We start from the raw sequence: 17,405 nt of genomic DNA, 5'->3' as shown, positions 1-17,405 counted from the left end.
TTTTGCTTAGCGATATCAAATATTCTTCACCTTATTTTCATAAAACTGACCTCTTTCCTTTTGTTATCTGCTTTTGCAATGGATGAAAAAAAATCAAAAAAAAGAATATTTTTTCTTAATTTATTTCAAAACTTAAGAAGCAATGGTTCAGTAGTTTAATGGAAATTAAATAGTGGTTTAAGAGTTTCGAAATTCATTTTCAATCACCATAGTCAGAATGTCTTTTAGCTCTCTTTTCATGGCAGCAACTTGTTTGGGAATAAAACTGTTCGCAGTCATTCCTGGTACAGTATTAGCTTCTAAAACGAAAACCTCATTTTTTCGAAGCATATAGTCAATACGAACAATTCCCTTGCATTTTAAGGCGTCGTAAATTTCCGATGATAAGTTTTGAAACTGAAGACTTAACTCATCAGAAATTCTTGCAGGAGTAATTTCTTCTGCCATGCTAGGATCATATTTAGCTTCGTAATCGAAAAACTCTTTTTTAGGCAAGACCTCTGTAACTGGAAAAATAAGATTTTCTTTTTGGGTTTTAACAAGTCCGCAAGTGAATTCCAGCCCATCAATAAATTCTTCAATAATTACTTCTTGTCCCTCCGCAAATGCTTTTTCTATAGCCGACTCTAGTTCTTCGCTTTTTTTTACTTTGGAGATACCAAAACTCGATCCATCGGCATTTGGTTTCACAAAGCAGGGCAGACCTAATTTTTTTTCAATTGCTTGTGCAGAATAAGTTTGCTCTCGCTTTAAAAGAATCGATTCGGCGACTTTAAACCCAAAGGATTTGAGATAGGAATTGCAGGCATGTTTATTAAAGCTAAGGGCGCTACTAAAAACATCACAGCTTGAATATGGAATGTTTAAAAGTTGAAAATAGCCTTGTAAAATACCGTTTTCACCGGGTGTACCATGAATTCCAATGTAAGCAAAATCAAATTTAATTTTTCCCTGTTTTGTTGTAAAGCTAAAATCATTACGATCGATGGGGTAATATTGATCATCGATTTTTACCTTCCAGTCTGTTCCTTTAAAAATTACCAAAAAGGGCGAGTAGATTGTTTTATCTAAACTTGAGAAAATATGATTTGCAGTTTGAAGGGATATTTCAAATTCTGAAGAATCTCCTCCTGCAATTACGGCAATTGTTCGTTTCATTTTAGTTCTTAATTTTATTCTTCTTTTTCTTCCGTAGGTCTGTTTGAAGTATAATCTCTCCACTTCTGAATTAGTGTTGCCATATCCTCAGGTATTTCAGAATCGAATGAGATGTATTCTCCTGTTAATGGGTGTTTAAAGCCTAGGGTCTTGGCGTGTAAGGCTTGTCTTGGGCATATTTTGAAACAGTTCTGTACAAATTGTTTGTATTTGGTAAAGGTGGTTCCTTTTCTTATTTCGTCTCCACCATATTCTGCATCGTTGAATAAAGGATGCCCAATGCTTTTAAAATGAGCTCTAATTTGGTGAGTTCTGCCTGTTTCCAAAATACATTCAACTAAATTCACGTAGCCAAGTCGTTCCAATACCCTGTAATGCGTAACAGCATGTTTTCCATGTTCTCCGTCGGGAAAAACATCCATGATTTTACGGTTTTTTAGGTTTCTTCCTATGTGTCCTGTTATGGTTCCTTCGTTGTCTTCAAGATTTCCCCACACTAAGGCTCGATACTTTCTGTCGCTGGTTTTATTGAAAAATTGCAATCCTAATTTTGTTTTAGCATCTTCGGTTTTTGCAATAACCAGAATTCCAGAGGTGTTTTTATCGATTCGATGCACCAATCCTGGACGAGGATCTTTTGCGTTAAATAAAGGCAGGTTTTGCAAATGAAAAGCCAATGCATTTACTAATGTGCCTGAATAATGCCCATAGGAAGGATGTACAACCATTCCTGGATTTTTATTCACAATTAAAAAAGCATCGTCCTCGTAAACAATATTTAAAGGAATATCTTCGGGAATGATTTCAATTTCTCTGGGTGGATAGCTTAATACAATGGTGATAATATCTTTGGGTTTTACCTTGTAATTCCGTTTAACGGCTATATTGTTTACCAAAACATTTCCATTGTCGGCGGCATCTTGAATTTTATTGCGCGATGAATTTAGCATTCTGTCAACCAGAAATTTATCAATTCGGAGTGGCTTTTGTCCAGGATCTGCTTCGAAGCGAAAATGTTCAAATTGCTCCTGATTTGCGTCCAGCTCTTCGTCATTATTGAAATTATCTATAGGTTCTTTTTCAGTCATTTTTTTGAATTGTTTTAGTAAAGCAAGTTGCTTAAACTTTTTTGCAAGATAGAATCAGCCTGTTGTAGCTTAATTGAATCTTGTGTTAGCCAGACATCAATTTCAGATCCTAGTAGAATTTTTTGATTGCTTGCCGACGATGGGCTTTGTTTCCAAACTTTTGCCTGAATGGAATCAAAATGATTATTTACTGATTGGTCAAATCTTATTTGACCGTAATTCAGATTGGATAGAATGATCTTTTCTCTGGCTTGGGAGCTTGTTTTTCCAATTAAATTGGGTACAAGAATACCATTGTGTTGTCCTTTTCCCAATACCAAATCAATGGTTGCACCTTTATCAACCATGCTTCCCGCAAAAATGGTATCGCCATTGTATTTTGGAAATAAAACCAAATTTAAAAATTGATTTTCGATGTATTCTAATTTCCCAATTTTGAATCCATTAGTAACCAAGAGTTCGTAGGCTTGACGAAATGAATTATCTACTAGATTGGGGAAGCGAACTTGTTCGGGTTGAAAGGCATTTATGGTAAGAAATATATTTCTTTTTCTTTTCACCATAGCTCCAGCTAAAGGTCTTTGATCTAGAACTGTTCCCGGTGCATATCTGGGATTGTAAATGGAATCGTAAATCGAGAACTTTAAGTGCTCCGATTTAATTTTTCCTTTTGCCTTTTCAATACTCATCCCATATAAGTCGGGTACTTCTAATTGTTCTCCGTGATGTGTGTAGTTTTTTAGACTAAGCAAGGTGACCCAAATTAAAACAATTGTAATTAGCAGAGCAATTATAATTTGTATTAGAAATAGTTTGCTCTTGAAGAAATTTGCTGATTTCATCTTCATTCTAGACTTTAATGATCATTAGAAACGACTATCTGTAAATTGGAAAATACCGAAGGTTATTTTCTTTTCTACAAAAATAGCAGAGATTTTTTATATTACGGTACAAAATAAGCTAAAGCAGATGAAATACTTGATTTGAACTTTGGTCATAAAAAAAGAGTTCCCTCGGAACTCCATCTTTATCAATTATAGAAAATACTTAATCTATAAAATACAAAAAAGTAAAGAATTCTATATTCTTTACTTTCTGTATGTTGTCAACTTAATGTAAATTAAGCTTTGTGTTTGTGTTCACTAGAAACAGATAGTTTTTTTCTGCCTTTAGCTCTTCTACGAGATAATACAGCTCTTCCATTTGCAGAGGCCATTCTCTCTCTGAATCCGTGCTTGTTTCTTCTTTTTCTATTTGAAGGTTGAAATGTTCTTTTCATCGCGAAAAATTTTTATCGAATAAAGTTATTATATGCGTTGATTTCGGATTGCAAAAATAGGGTTTTTTTTAATCTAACAAAAAGATCAGCGCTTTTATTTTTACTAAAGATCAAGGTGTACCACTTTTTTTGTTTCAAAAAAGGCTTCTTTAAAATAGTCTGAACACTCGTAAAGACTGATTCTGCTTCCATAAGAGGCGATTTCATCTTCAAAATCGCCACCTTTTAAATAAATGATTCCATTGGGTAAACTATTTTGATCTTTAGCTTTACTGTTTTTAAAAACCATATTTACGAATTTAGGAAAGGCGGTGACAGCTCTGCTGACAATAAAATCAAATTTTTCTTTAACCTGCTGAACCCGAATGTGTTCTCCTTTAACGTTTTTCAAGTCTAAAGCACTAGCAACTTCGTTTACTACTTTTATCTTTTTTCCTATCGAATCGATTAGATAAAAGTCGCATTCTGGAAATAGAATAGCTAAAGGAATACCTGGAAATCCACCTCCAGTACCCACATCCATAATTTTTGTGCCAGGAGTAAATTGAATGACCTTTGCAATTGCTAGGGAATGTAAAACGTGGTGTTCGTATAGTGAATCCATATCTTTTCTAGAGATCACGTTTATCTGTTCATTCCAAAAAAGGTACAAGTCTTTTAATTTGGAGAACTTTTGATTTTGTTCTTCAGTTAAATTTGGAAAATATGTTTCAATGATTTTCATGCCAATTGTAAATAATGAGTCGGCAAATATAGGCTAAATTTTGAAGTTGTTAATGAAAAAAGATTGAAGGGGAAATGCATTATTTACTTTTTTTGTCAATTTTTACTTCCGAATCTTTAAGTGTATTGAAAAGTAATTCTCTTGCTCTAAACAATTGTGCTTTTACGGTACCAATGGGTAGTTTTAATTCCTTGGCTATTTCGTCGTATGAGAATTCTTCAAAGTAACGAAGTTCAATTAATCGACGGTAGCGTTCTTTTAAACGCCCTACTTCGTTGCGCATTATTTTGGCTTTTTGTTCCCGAATAAATACTTGTTCAGGATTAAGGGTGTTCGATTCTATGGTAATGCTTCTTTCGTTTTCGGCATTATCTTTTCCATCAATAGAGATTGTGATACCTTTCTTTTTTCTTAAAAAATCAATACAATTGTTAGAGGCTATTTTAAACAGCCAAGTACTAAAAGCATATTTAGGAGAATATTGTTTAATATTTCTGAATGCTTTTCCAAAGGCTTCAAAAGTTAAATCTTCCGCATCGTTTTTGTTGTTTACCATTTTTAGTAACATGAAAAAGATCGCGTCTTTGTATCTTTTGAAGAGCTCTTCGTATGATTTTTGATTTCCATTAATGGCAGATAAAACAAGTCTGTAGTCGTATTGAGCTTTTTCTGAGAGATTAGGATTTATTTCCATTGGTTTCTTTTAGGAAAAATGAAATTTGTACACGAAAAATATATTTTTGAAAATAGTACTAAAAAATCATATATACACGAAGATAAAAATAAATTTTCTTCCTTCAAATGCCTGGTACTGATTTTAAAGAGCCGTCCGGTAAAAATAATTTTGCTTAGAAATAGAACAACGCCCCATAAATATAAGGGTGGAAAAAATAAAGCACACAGAATAGAAAGATAAAATATCAATGCACTAAATGGCTCTAAGTCGATTTTTAATCGTGTGGCAAGCGGAATATATTTTCTGCACTTATAGTAGTCGCGGTTAATTTTAACCCATTGTTGATATGCATTTTCGGAAGGTAGGTTGATTTTTGCTTCGGGGTTAATGCAGACCGAAGCCCCAGATTTGCCGGCCAACTGAAGAACCATTAGATGATCATATCCAGCTTCGAAATGAGCATGTTTTTGGAAGCCCTTATTGCTGAAAAAATCAGATTTTTTGTAGCCCAAATTCGCACCATTCCCCGAATGAGCTTTTCCCAATGAAGCAAAAATGGCACTTCTGCTATATTTTGTGAGCAGATCGAATCTCAAAAAATTATAAAATAAGCCTTTTTTATTTTCAAAATTAACATAGCCCAGATGTACTCCTTTTTCCCAGGAGTCCATAAAATTTTGCAGCCAGTTATTGCTTGAGGCTTTGCTTTGGATGTTGGTAAAAACAAGTTTCTCATTTTTAGCAGCTTTTATTCCTATGCTTAAAGCAAGTTTCTTGTTGTGCCGAAATTTTTCATCCAAAGGAATTGTGGTACTCCTAAGGTGTGGGTAATCTTTCCTATAGCGTGAAATAATGTTGTCAGTTTCATCTTCACTACCATCATTTACAACAATAACTTCATAGTTAAAGTAATTCTGATTTAAAAACCCTGAGAGATTTTCTTCCAGGTAATGAGCTTCATTTTTTGCGCAAATAATAATTGAAACTGCATCTTTTGATAGGCTGTGAGTTTTTTCTTTTTCCTTTTTAAAGAAGAGGGTATGATGGATATAATAGCTGATCTGAATGCAAAAAGAGATAAGAAGGACGGTAAGAATAGCCCATTGGCTAATGGTTGTAGGTAAGGTGAATATTGTTTCCAAGTTTAGGTTTATTTATGTTTTTCAAAAATAAGAGAATCTTACTAATTAAAAAACTTTGTTTGGTAGAATGTTTTGATGTTTAATATCCGTAATTAGAAGTGGCTTTACATGTATTAACCTGTCCCATTATGTGTTTGTTATTGTTGATTTCCTTAACATATAATACAGAATGTGGTTTCTTATTTTTTAGAATGTGCTTTTGTTTTGTCTCTTTAAAATGGGAGTATTTTGATGTTGATATATAATTTGTTGTCTTTTAGGTATTTTGTAATGGTGTGTTCCCTTTGGGTTTATAGTGAATTATCGAGATTTTTGGGGAGGAAAAGATAGGATGATTCAAGAATAAGATTAATTAGTATCTTTGCTGCCTGATTTTTTACAAATTGGTTGAAAGACTAATTTGTGAGTAAATAAAAATAGTTCATATGGATTTTAAATTACTGAATACAGATCCGAAGTCTTCTGCACGAACAGGAGAGATTACCACCGATCATGGGAAAATTGAAACACCCATTTTTATGCCGGTTGGTACACTTGGTTCTGTAAAAGGTGTGCATCAAAGAGAGTTGCGAGATGATATCAATGCTGAAATAATTTTGGGAAATACCTATCACTTGTATTTGCGTCCCGGTTTAGATGTGTTGGAAAAAGCAGGAGGCTTGCATAAATTTAATGGCTGGGAACGTCCTATATTAACTGATAGTGGAGGGTTTCAGGTTTTTTCACTGGCTGACAATAGAAAGTTAACCGAAGAAGGAGCTGTGTTTCGTTCTCATATTGATGGATCGAAGCATTTTTTCACCCCCGAAAATGTAATGGATACTCAAAGAACTATTGGAGCCGATATCATTATGGCATTTGATGAGTGTCCTCCAGGAACATCTACCTACGAGTATTCAAAAACATCCTTGGAATTAACACAGAGATGGTTGGAGCGATGCGTTAAGAGATTCGATGAAACGGAACCAAAATATGGGTATTCTCAAACATTATTTCCTATTGTTCAAGGTTGTGTTTACAAAGATTTGCGGATTAAAGCGGCCGAACATGCAGCTTCCTTAAATCGAGAGGGGTATGCCATTGGTGGCTTGGCTGTTGGTGAGCCTGTAGAGGATATGTATGCAATGATTGAGGTTGTAAATCAGGTTTTGCCCGAGGAGAAACCCCGTTATTTAATGGGTGTTGGAACTCCTGTAAATATATTAGAGGCAATTGCAAGAGGTGTAGATATGTTCGATTGTGTAATGCCAACAAGAAATGGTAGAAATGGAATGATTTTTACCAGTGAGGGGATTATTAATATCAAGAATAAAAAATGGCATGATGATTTTTCACCAATCGACCCCAACGGAACTTCTTTTGTGGATCAGAATTATTCAAAAGCCTATGTTCGTCATTTGATCCATTCAGGAGAATTATTGGGCTCTCAGATTTGCAGTATTCACAACTTGGCTTTTTATTTGTGGGTGGTGCGCGAGGCTCGTGAGCAAATTAACGCCGGAACTTTTGCTTGCTGGAAAGAAATTATGGTTAAAAAATTGGCCAATCGCTTGTAGGGGTAAGAAAATAGTGTGCCTTCAGTTTGATTGCTAATTGAGGAATAAATAATACTTTTATCTTGATTTTTGTGGTGCTACAATTTTCAGGAAAAAAAGAATTTAAAATTCAGGTTTTGAAAAAATTAGATTTATACATTATCCGGAAGTTTTTGGGAACTTTCTTTTTTGCTATTGTTCTAATAATAAGTATTTCTGTTATTTTCGATTTTTCGGAACATATAGATGAATACATAGATAAAGAAGCTCCCTTGCGAGCAATTATCTTTGATTATTATCTGAATTTCATTCCTTACTTTGCCAATCTGTTTAGCGCACTGTTTACTTTTATTGCGGTTATTTTCTTTACTTCCAAAATGGCTTATGATACCGAAATAATTGCCATTTTAAGCAGTGGTGTCAGCTTTCGCCGAATGATGTATCCCTACTTTATTTCTGCCTTAATTATTGGAATGTTCTCATTCTTATTGAGTAATTATATTATTCCGCCTGCAAATCAGAAGCGCATTGATTTTACAATGACTTATATTAAGAAGCAGTTCAGAAATAAAGAACGTAATATTCATCGGCAAATTGAGCCAGGTGTTTTTATTTACATGATAAATTACGAAACATCAAGCAATACAGGTTATAAGTTCTCGTTGGAGAAATTTAATGGGAAAGAATTGGTATCTAAATTAACATCACGATCTATTCGTTGGAATAAAGAGGATAAGAAATGGACAATAAACGACTACTTTATTCGGAATATTGACGGAGATAAAGAAAGTTTTGAGCAAGGGAGAACCATGGATACTACCTTCAATTTTGGTCCGGAGGAGTTTGGATCAAAACAATATATTGTTGAGGCAATGAATTTACCACAATTGAATGAATACATAGAGCAGCAATCAATGCGAGGTGATAGTAATATTCAAGCCTATAAAATTGAGAAATACAAACGAATGGCAAATCCATTTTCTACCTTTATACTTACTCTTATAGGGGTGTCGTTGGCATCTCGGAAAATTAGGGGAGGCATGGGCTTGCATATTGGAATTGGCTTGTTACTTAGTTTTTCATTTATCCTATTCATGCAGATATCCATAGTTTTTGCAACTAATGGAAGTATGAATCCTCTTCTTGCTGTTTGGTTGCCGAATATTGTTTTTTTATTTATTGCTTTATATCTGTACCGTATTGCACCGAAATAGAAAAATCCGAATAGTTTTTTTTCTTAATTAGTTTGATAATCAGACGAAAGAGCTTATTTTATATAAGGCTAAATGTGGGTAGATAGGATGGAGAATTTTTTTCTACTTTAAAATTTAGTAATGTTGTATCTTGGAATTTCATGAGCTGATGAAATTCATTATATATATGCAAGTATATATTTTTTAACTAAATGTACAAATTATGTCATTGAAACGAAACATTCTTGATCTCAGAAAGAGAAAAGAAAAAGTGCTTCAAGGTGGGGGCGAGAAAGCCATCCAGAAGCAAGTTGCGATGGGGAAATTGACTGCCAGAGAAAGAGTAACATCAATTTTAGATGAAGATTCTTTTCATGAATACGATATGTTTGTTGAGCATGAGGCTCGCGACTTTGGTATGGAAAAGAAAGAACTTCATGGCGATGGTGTTATTATTGGTACCGGAACAATTTATGGTGAGCCAGTGTGTATTTTCGCACAGGATTTTACCGTAGCTGGAGGTTCTTTGGGTCTAATGCATGCACGTAAAATTACCAAAATTATGGATCATGCTCTTAAGATGCGTGTCCCATTGATTGGTATTAACGATTCGGGAGGAGCTCGTATTCAGGAAGGTGTTAATTCGCTTGCTGGTTATGGAGAAATCTTTTTCCGAAATACGCTTGCATCAGGTGTAATTCCTCAATTGTCAGTTATTCTTGGTCCTTGTGCTGGTGGAGCTGTTTATTCTCCTGCGCTTACCGATTTTGTGTTTGTGGTAGAAAACATTTCTAAAATGTTCATTACCGGCCCTGAGGTAATAAAAACTGTTTTGGGTGAAGAAATTAGTATGGAGGAACTTGGTGGAGCTAAAGTACATAGCGAAATTACAGGTAATGCTCATTTCTACGCCCTTAGCGAGTACGAATGCTTCGAACAAATTAAGAAGCTACTAACCTTTATACCATGGCACAACGCTAAAAAGGCGAAAGCATTTCCACCTAAACCACCAAAACCAGAATATAAAATTGAAGAAATTGTTCCTGCTGATCCTACGCAACCTTACGATATCCGTAACGTGATTAAAGCGGTTAGTGATGATTCCGATTTCTTTGAGATTATGGAGAATTTTGCTAAAAACATTGTAATTGGTTTTGGTAGAATGAATGGTGAAACTGTTGGTTTTGTAGCCAATCAACCTCTTGTTTTAGCTGGGGTGTTGGATTGTGATTCATCTGATAAAGCAGCTCGTTTTATCCGCTATTGTGATTCTTTTAACATTCCAATTGTAACTCTTGAGGATATGCCAGGATACTTGCCAGGTGTTGAACAGGAACACATGGGTGTAATTCGTCATGGAGCTAAAATTCTTTATGCTTACAGCGAAGCTACTGTACCAAAAATTACAGTAATTGTTCGTAAAGCATACGGTGGAGGTTATATCGCAATGAACTCTCGTCATATGAAGGCAGATTTCATGTTCGCATGGCCAAATGCCGAGATTGCTGTTATGGGACCCGATGGTGCAGCTAACATTATCTTTAGAAAAGAGATTATGGCAGCGGAAGATCCTGAAGCAATGAGAAAAGAAAAGGTAGCAGAATATCGCGAGAAGTTTGCAAATCCTTATGTTGCGGCAGCCAAAGGTTATATCGATACCGTTATCGAGCCAGAGGAAACTCGTAATATGCTCTTGCATGCAATCGAAGTTTCTAATCACAAAGTGGACGGAAGACCAGCCAAGAAACACGGAATTCCTCCATTTTAAAAAGTATTCGATATGGGAGATTTAAAAAAGTTTAACGTTGACGGTACTATTTACACAACAGAATTAACTGCAAAGTTTGAAAATAGAAAAGCTTGGGTTAAGCCTAATCCAAAGCATATCAATTCATTCATTCCGGGTACTGTTGTTGAAATATTCGTTAAGGAAGGACAGAAAATGAAGGAAGGCGAAACAATCATGATTCTTGAAGCTATGAAGATGAAGAATCAGATTAAAATGCCTTTTGATGGTAAAATTGTTAAGATACACGTAACAGAAGGAACAAAAATTCCCAATCATTTATTAATGGTGGAAATTGAGTAATTCCTCTGAACAGAGATAAATTAAAAGAGCCTGATTGTTACAATCAGGCTCTTTTTTGTATCTGTTTAATCTAATTTGCTCATCCAACAAAAATGTTTCTTCCATTCCTCAGGTTTATTTGGTTTTTCTTTAAAAAGGCCAAATAGGGAGGATCCACTTCCCGACATAGATGCATAAACGGCACCCATTTCGTAAAGCTTATATTTTATTTCTGCCAATTCAGGGTGGTTGGGGAAAATGCTATTTTCAAAATCATTAAAAATGAGGTTCTTCCAGTTCTTAATAGGTTCTTTACTCACTATTTTTAGAGATTGTTTGGGAATAGCTGGTGTTGTGTTGGCATAGGCCTCTGGAGTGCCAATGTGAATATCTGGTTTAACCAGTAGAATAAAATAGCCAGATAGATCAATTTTGCATTCTGTAAATACATCTCCTTTCCCTTCCGCAAAAACGGCTTGGTTTTTGATGAAAAATGGACAGTCACTGCCCAATTGTCCCGCCAAATTCTCCATTTCCTCATGCGGGATATTCAGTTGATACAGCTCGTTTAGCATTTTAATCATAAAAGCAGCATCGGCAGATCCTCCTCCTAAACCAGCGCCAAATGGAATGTTCTTGTGCAAATGAATTTTTGTGGGAGGAATTGAATATCGAGAGCGCAGCAACTCAAAAGCTTTGCACACAATATTATCCTTATCGTTGATATGGATGGGAATTCCCGAGGAAGTGAATTCATAAGTTTTTTTCGATTTTGATTCTACAATTTCTAAACCATCCAATAGAGGGATGGGATAAAATAGGGTCTCAATATTGTGGAAACCATCAGCTCGTTTTTCAACAATATTTAAGCCGATATTTATTTTAGCATTTGGAAAGCAAAGCACAAGTAATAAGTTTTATGATTGGAGAGTAAAAATACTCGATTTATAAGAGCAAAAAAAATCAATGAGTCGTATTTTTATTTTCTATCTTTGTTTTTGCATTCTGTGATTTTTTCAAGGCAAAATTTAGACCTGAAATAGAGCAGTGAATGCAGGTTTATAGAAGAAAAAGTGAATTTTTAGAAGTTACTATTTATGGCTGGGCTAAATAAATACAACAATCAATCGAAGAATAAGGTAGATCTTGATTATGGAAAAGTTCCTCCTCAGGCTTTAGAGCTTGAAGAAGCTGTTTTGGGAGCACTTATGCTCGAAAAAGATGCTATAATTTCGGTTGGGGATATTTTAAAGGCAGAAACCTTTTACAAGGATGCTCATCAGAAAATATATAAGGCCATCATGACGCTTTCAACAAACGAGGAACCTATTGATATTTTAACGGTTACCGAGGAGTTGAAACGAGAGGGTACCCTGGAAGATGTTGGTGGTCCTTTTTACATTACCCAGTTGACCAATAGGGTAGCTTCGGCGGCGCACATTGAGTTTCATGCCAGAATTATTGCACAAAAATACATTCAAAGAGAACTAATTCGTGTTTCCTCTGAAATTCAAACGCAGGCTTTCGATGAAAGTGTTGATGTGGCAGACCTTTTAGATAGGGCACAGCAGGATGTTTTTGAAATTGCCGAAGGAAATATCAAGAAAGAATCGGCTCATATTCGTCCCCTGGCCGATGAGGTGATCAACCAGATTGTGGAGGCAGGAAAACGCCCCGACGGCTTGAGTGGTGTGCCTTCCGGATTTACGGCTTTAGATCGGATTACCTCGGGATGGCAAAAGTCCGATTTGGTGATTATTGCAGCTCGTCCTTCTATGGGAAAAACAGCTTTTGTTCTGTCTATGGCTAGAAATATGGCTGTGGAACACAAGGCACCAATTGCTATTTTCTCTCTCGAGATGGGAGGTGATCAGCTGGTGAAACGTTTAATTTCCAGTGAAACCGAGTTGGGATCCGAGAAGTTGAGAAGTGGACGATTAGAGGATTTTGAATGGGAACAATTGCATGTTAAAATTAAAGATTTAGTAGAAGCTCCTATTTATGTGGATGATACCCCAGGTTTGTCGATTTACGAGTTGCGATCGAAATGTAGACGACTAAAAGCAAAGCACGATATTAGCTGTATTGTGATTGATTACTTGCAGCTGATGACCGCAGGTTCCGATATGAGGGGAAATCGTGAGCAGGAGGTTTCTCTGATATCGCGACAGCTAAAAATCATTGCCAAAGAATTAAATATACCGGTAATCGCTCTTTCTCAGCTGAATCGTGGAGTGGAGCAACGTACCGGAGATGCGAAAAAACCAATGCTTTCCGATTTGCGTGAGTCTGGTGCCATCGAGCAGGATGCGGATATGGTGCTCTTTATTCACCGTCCTGAAAGATACGGTATTACCGAGGATGCCGAAGGAAATTCTTTAATCGGTATTGCCGATATTATTATTGCAAAACATCGTAATGGTGCTGTGGGCGATATTCAACTCCGATTCCGGAATCAATTGGCTCGTTTTACCGATCTTGAAGGGGAATCGCTCAATCCTTTTGCCACTCCTGGATTGGAGGATACGAAAACTTTTAGTTCGAGTATGAATCAGGAGCAACCTGGTGGTTTCGATGATTTTAATGCTGGTTTGGGTGGTGCTACCGATTTTGATGAGGCTCCTCCATTTTAATGGCTTCTTACAATTTTGAGCCCTACAAAAAATCCAATTTTATTTTCACGATTATGAATCAATTCTTTTTCAAAAGATATTTTCGGAGAATCGCTATTTGTTTATTTCTACTTTTCTCGTTCTATGTTTCGCATTCGGCAAGTTTGCTAATTCAGATGGACGACAGTCAGAAAAATCATTTAAAGGCTTATGGAATTGCATTTTGGACTTTGGAAAAGGATTATGAAATTCAGTGGCTTTTAAATTATCGGGGAGGTTCCTTTCTGCTTCCTTTTCAAAAAGAGATTCAGCAGGAATGCCAAATTCGTGGTGTGAGCTTTTCGGTGCTTTCTGATGCTTCTTGTCAGCAGATTTTATCGAAAATTGCAAGCGAAGAAGAGAATATGGATGCTGTTAAGCTCGAAAAGGTTCCTTTAATTGCCGTATATTCACCCAAAGGGAAAAAACCCTGGGACGATGCAGTGACTATGGCGCTTACCTATGCCGAAATTCCCTATGATGTTATTTACGACGATGAGGTAATGACAGGTAAGTTATCGAAATACGATTGGCTGCATTTGCATCATGAAGATTTTACTGGTCAGTTTGGGAAGTTTTATGCTTCTTATCGCCATATGAAATGGTACAAAGATGGGGTACAAACAAATCTAGAGGTGGCGAATCGATATGGTTTTTCGAAGGTTTCCGATTTGAAAAAAGCCATTGTTGGCAAAATAAGAAATTTTATTGATGCAGGAGGCTTTCTATTTGCCATGTGTTCGGCAACCGATACTTTCGATATTGCTTTATCTGCTGGTAATCATGATATTTGTGCAAGTGTGTTCGATGGCGATCCTATGGAGTCTGATGTTCAATCTCACTTGCATTATGACAATACCTTAGCATTCCAAAATTTTACCATCGAAACAAATCCTAACGTATATGAGTTTTCTGATATTGATGTGACTTTGAGTAGGAAATTGAAGCCAGAAGAGGATTACTTTACCTTGTTTGAGTTCTCGGCAAAATGGGATCCCGTTCCTTGTATGTTGTGCCAAAATCATAAGAATATGATTAAAGGATTTATGGGTCAGACAACAGCATTTAAGCACGATTTGATTAAACCTGGCGTTTTAATTATGGGTGAGAATAAGTCTGCAGGAGAAGCTCGTTACATTCACGGAAACATTGGAAAAGGTACCTGGACCTTTTACGGAGGTCATGATCCTGAAGATTATCAACATCTGGTAGGTGATTCGCCTACGGATTTGAATTTGCACAAAAATTCGGCTGGTTATCGTCTTATTCTCAATAACGTTCTGTTTCCTGCTGCCAAAAAGAAAAAACGAAAAACATAAATTGAGTTATAAGTTAGAAAAGTAAAAAAAAGTTCGTCAGGTCTACTTTTAAAAGGCTTTTTATCCTTTGTTTACCCTTCATCTGAATTCTTTTTGTCCCTTCATGCAGTTCGCAGTTTAGCTTGGTGGTATAGTTGTTGGCTGTGATTTATATGGTTGTTTTTATCCGCTAACAAATTCTAACGATTGCGAAAAAAGAAAAGGCCGCGTCCCCTAAACGCAGCCTTTGTATGACATCAGTAGTGTACCTAGTTGTACTCAATATATTATTAACCATTTATAATCTATAAACCTTGGTAACTTCGCTAACCCATTAGAATTATTATGAAAGTCACGGTACAGATCTGATGCCAACAACAAAAACCTGTTTGCATGTCAAGTTTTGTTGTTTGCTTCTGCAAATATATGTGTTATTTCCTTATGATTACATGTAGTGGGTAAATTATTTGTGATAAATTGTTATATAACATGTAAAATTACATTACGGATCGTAAGGGGCTATTTTAATGGTTTGCTTACAGAATTTCCTTAATTTCCGATAGGTTGTTGATTTCAAAAGTGGGATTATCCTGGTGCTTTGCTTTTACGGGATTGAAATAAATTTGATCCATTTCAACTCTTTTTGCTCCTGCTATATCTGTGGATAGGTCATCTCCTATCATAAGACTATTTTCAGCATTTGCCCCACTTATTTTAAAAGCATAATCAAAAATTTGTGGGTTTGGTTTGCTGGCTCCAGCATCTTCCGATGTAATGATATGAGTAAAATAGTGATCTATTTTCGAATTTTTTAATTTGCGAAATTGCACCTCGTTAAAGCCATTGGTGATGATGTGCAGTTGGTAGCCTTTTTCTTGCAGATAGCTCAGGGTTTCGTGGGTGTTGGGAAAAAGACAGGTTTGCAGGGGACTGATATCGATAAAGTCCTGCCCAATTTCTTTGGCCATAGGCAGGTCATCATTTCCGGCCTCTTTCAGGGTCAGGTAAAATCTGCGGTGCATTAGCTCTTTTTTTGTGAGCCTTTTTTGGTAGTAAGCATTCCACAATTTACCATTGTGATATTCGTATCGAGATTTAAAAAATAGAAAACTCCCAAAAGTCGATTGTAACTGATAATCCCGAAATAGCTGCTGTAAACTTTTTTCAGAATTTTTATTGAAATCCCAAAGGGTACGATCGAGGTCGAAGAAAATGTGTTGGTACGGTTTTTTATGCATTGCTTAGTACGATTAATTGTCTTACAAATAAACAAATTATCTTTTTACTCGTAGGTAGCGGTATTGCAATTGTTTATATAAATTAGTATCCTGATAATTATCGAGAACCTAATATACACTATTATGAAATTCTTTTATTTGTGTTTTTTGATGCTTGTTATGACATTGGACCTATCAGCTCAGGCATACACTTCTAATGACAATTACACTGGCGATTGGTCTAGTGATAGCTCCTGGCAAGGAGGGAGTTCACCAGGAGTAACTTACAATGCAGATTCGGAGGTATTGGTTTTAGGAGAGATTAGTAGTGCTGTGGATCTTTTTTTTAGTAAGGGTTTGTTAACGGTAAGGGATACTTTGGTTATTTATGGTGATCTTGGTTTTGGAAATAATGGCGATTTATATGTAGAATCTACTGGTGTGTTGATTGTATTGGGAGATTTAAATGTTGGTAATAAAGTTGATATTGCAGCAGGAGGAACAATAATCGTAACAGGCTTGGTTAATTTCACAGGTTCTGCCAATCAAGGAAGTTTTGTCAGTACTGAAACACCATCACAAGTTTACATTGGGGGGTATACAGGAAAAGCACCTGTTTCTGACGATGGTGGGACTGCTGTATTTAACTGTGACCTTCCAGAAGATGAAGAACACGATTATTCTGAATGTAATTATGGGTTGATTGATGATATTGAGGGAGAAGATATTGAAGATTATTATAAGGACATTATTTGCGGCGATAGTGTTAGTCCGAAAGGGATTTTTCTAGAATAATAGCCTCGTTCATAAAAATATCAGTATACTGATCGCCCAGGGTAATTTATTTTGGGCTTTTTTATTGCAAAAATTGAACAGGATAAAGTTTTTTTGGGGGGTAGTAAGCATGCAACAATTTTCTCTTGTACTATTTATAAGGTGAATTAAGAGATCGAAAATGTCTAAATATGGGATTGCAAAGGGTCATTTAAAAAGTACGATTGTAAGTTTTTATTGAGCCCTTAAATGGTTGATTTTGGTCGAAAATTGGGTTTGTTTTTTCCTTAAATTAAAGAATGTGAATTGTTTTTTTCTTGAAGGTAAATTAATCAGTTGAATAATGAAGGTGGAAAGCTATTAGTTGACATTTAGTTTTACAATATGATATTTTTTAATTATTCTTTATTCCTGTTTTATTTCAAGGATAGGCGATTTTTAAAATTAGTTATGGCTCTAATAAGTTTTTCTTCAACTGTCTTCGTTATGTGCGTATATGTACAAGATATAGTGTTTTAATCTGTTGGTATTGTGTCTTTTATGTTGGTATTGTGTTTCTATTTTTATCTCGTTAATTGTTAGAGTCTTATCGTTTTTTTTTT

Annotated in this window: 16 protein-coding genes; 7 read left to right on the top strand and 9 right to left on the bottom strand. The window is 35.6% G+C overall.

Annotated features, from left to right (window positions below):
- Nucleotides 1–177: 177 nt before the first annotated feature.
- From ABYT26_RS12910 to ABYT26_RS12880, 7 genes are all read right to left on the bottom strand, one after another.
- Nucleotides 178–1,158: a D-alanine--D-alanine ligase gene (locus ABYT26_RS12910; protein WP_372754537.1), complete on the bottom strand. Its 981-nt coding sequence runs from the start codon at nt 1,156–1,158 to the stop codon at nt 178–180.
- A 14-nt stretch (nt 1,159–1,172) separates the two neighbouring features.
- Nucleotides 1,173–2,246, bottom strand: a complete 1,074-nt coding sequence (locus ABYT26_RS12905) for an RluA family pseudouridine synthase (protein ID WP_372754535.1) — start codon at nt 2,244–2,246, stop codon at nt 1,173–1,175.
- 14 nt (nt 2,247–2,260) lie between these two features.
- Nucleotides 2,261–3,088 (bottom strand): PASTA domain-containing protein, encoded by an 828-nt coding sequence (locus tag ABYT26_RS12900; protein WP_372754533.1) that lies wholly within the window; start codon nt 3,086–3,088, stop codon nt 2,261–2,263.
- A gap of 278 nt (nt 3,089–3,366) precedes the next feature.
- Entirely contained in the window at nt 3,367–3,525 is a 159-nt protein-coding gene (gene rpmH, locus ABYT26_RS12895; RefSeq protein WP_096429514.1) for a 50S ribosomal protein L34, read from the bottom strand.
- Nucleotides 3,526–3,628: 103 nt separating this feature from the next.
- Complete coding sequence (gene rsmG, locus ABYT26_RS12890) at nt 3,629–4,249, bottom strand: 16S rRNA (guanine(527)-N(7))-methyltransferase RsmG (RefSeq protein WP_372754531.1); 621 nt, start codon at nt 4,247–4,249, stop codon at nt 3,629–3,631.
- A gap of 79 nt (nt 4,250–4,328) precedes the next feature.
- Nucleotides 4,329–4,943, bottom strand: a complete 615-nt coding sequence (locus ABYT26_RS12885; protein WP_372754529.1) for an RNA polymerase sigma factor — start codon at nt 4,941–4,943, stop codon at nt 4,329–4,331.
- Nucleotides 4,934–6,067 (bottom strand): glycosyltransferase, encoded by a 1,134-nt coding sequence (locus ABYT26_RS12880; RefSeq protein ID WP_372754527.1) that lies wholly within the window; start codon nt 6,065–6,067, stop codon nt 4,934–4,936. The genes ABYT26_RS12885 and ABYT26_RS12880 overlap by 10 nt, the downstream gene beginning before the upstream one ends.
- Before the next feature lie 425 nt (nt 6,068–6,492).
- Here ABYT26_RS12880 and tgt point away from each other — a divergent pair, with 425 nt between their 5' ends.
- From tgt to ABYT26_RS12860, 4 genes are all read left to right on the top strand, one after another.
- Nucleotides 6,493–7,623, top strand: coding sequence for a tRNA guanosine(34) transglycosylase Tgt (gene tgt, locus ABYT26_RS12875; RefSeq protein WP_372754525.1), 1,131 nt, complete (start codon nt 6,493–6,495; stop codon nt 7,621–7,623).
- A 116-nt stretch (nt 7,624–7,739) separates the two neighbouring features.
- On the top strand, nt 7,740–8,816 hold the full coding sequence (locus ABYT26_RS12870) for an LptF/LptG family permease (protein WP_372754523.1): 1,077 nt from the start codon (nt 7,740–7,742) through the stop codon (nt 8,814–8,816).
- A gap of 202 nt (nt 8,817–9,018) precedes the next feature.
- On the top strand, nt 9,019–10,563 hold the full coding sequence (locus tag ABYT26_RS12865; RefSeq protein WP_372754521.1) for an acyl-CoA carboxylase subunit beta: 1,545 nt from the start codon (nt 9,019–9,021) through the stop codon (nt 10,561–10,563).
- 12 nt (nt 10,564–10,575) lie between these two features.
- Nucleotides 10,576–10,884, top strand: a complete 309-nt coding sequence (locus ABYT26_RS12860; protein WP_372754519.1) for a biotin/lipoyl-containing protein — start codon at nt 10,576–10,578, stop codon at nt 10,882–10,884.
- 65 nt (nt 10,885–10,949) lie between these two features.
- Here ABYT26_RS12860 and ispE read toward each other — a convergent pair whose 3' ends face one another.
- Nucleotides 10,950–11,768, bottom strand: coding sequence for a 4-(cytidine 5'-diphospho)-2-C-methyl-D-erythritol kinase (gene ispE, locus ABYT26_RS12855; protein WP_372754517.1), 819 nt, complete (start codon nt 11,766–11,768; stop codon nt 10,950–10,952).
- 192 nt (nt 11,769–11,960) lie between these two features.
- Here ispE and dnaB point away from each other — a divergent pair, with 192 nt between their 5' ends.
- Together dnaB and ABYT26_RS12845 are read left to right on the top strand one after the other, a co-directional pair.
- Nucleotides 11,961–13,496, top strand: coding sequence for a replicative DNA helicase (gene dnaB, locus ABYT26_RS12850; protein ID WP_372754515.1), 1,536 nt, complete (start codon nt 11,961–11,963; stop codon nt 13,494–13,496).
- Nucleotides 13,497–13,549: 53 nt separating this feature from the next.
- Nucleotides 13,550–14,833 (top strand): hypothetical protein, encoded by a 1,284-nt coding sequence (locus tag ABYT26_RS12845; protein ID WP_372754513.1) that lies wholly within the window; start codon nt 13,550–13,552, stop codon nt 14,831–14,833.
- Nucleotides 14,834–15,348: 515 nt separating this feature from the next.
- Here ABYT26_RS12845 and ABYT26_RS12840 read toward each other — a convergent pair.
- Complete coding sequence (locus ABYT26_RS12840; RefSeq protein WP_372754511.1) at nt 15,349–16,050, bottom strand: YjjG family noncanonical pyrimidine nucleotidase; 702 nt, start codon at nt 16,048–16,050, stop codon at nt 15,349–15,351.
- Between the two features lie 123 nt (nt 16,051–16,173).
- Here ABYT26_RS12840 and ABYT26_RS12835 point away from each other — a divergent pair, with 123 nt between their 5' ends.
- Entirely contained in the window at nt 16,174–16,824 is a 651-nt protein-coding gene (locus tag ABYT26_RS12835) for a hypothetical protein (RefSeq protein WP_372754509.1), read from the top strand.
- The last annotated feature ends 581 nt before the right edge of the window (nt 16,825–17,405 follow it).

The organism is Labilibaculum sp. (assembly GCF_041595635.1).
Taxonomy (GTDB): Bacteria; Bacteroidota; Bacteroidia; order Bacteroidales; family Marinifilaceae; genus Labilibaculum.
Note: the sequence above shows the minus strand (reverse complement) of the source record. Positions and strands in the feature narration are given on the sequence as shown.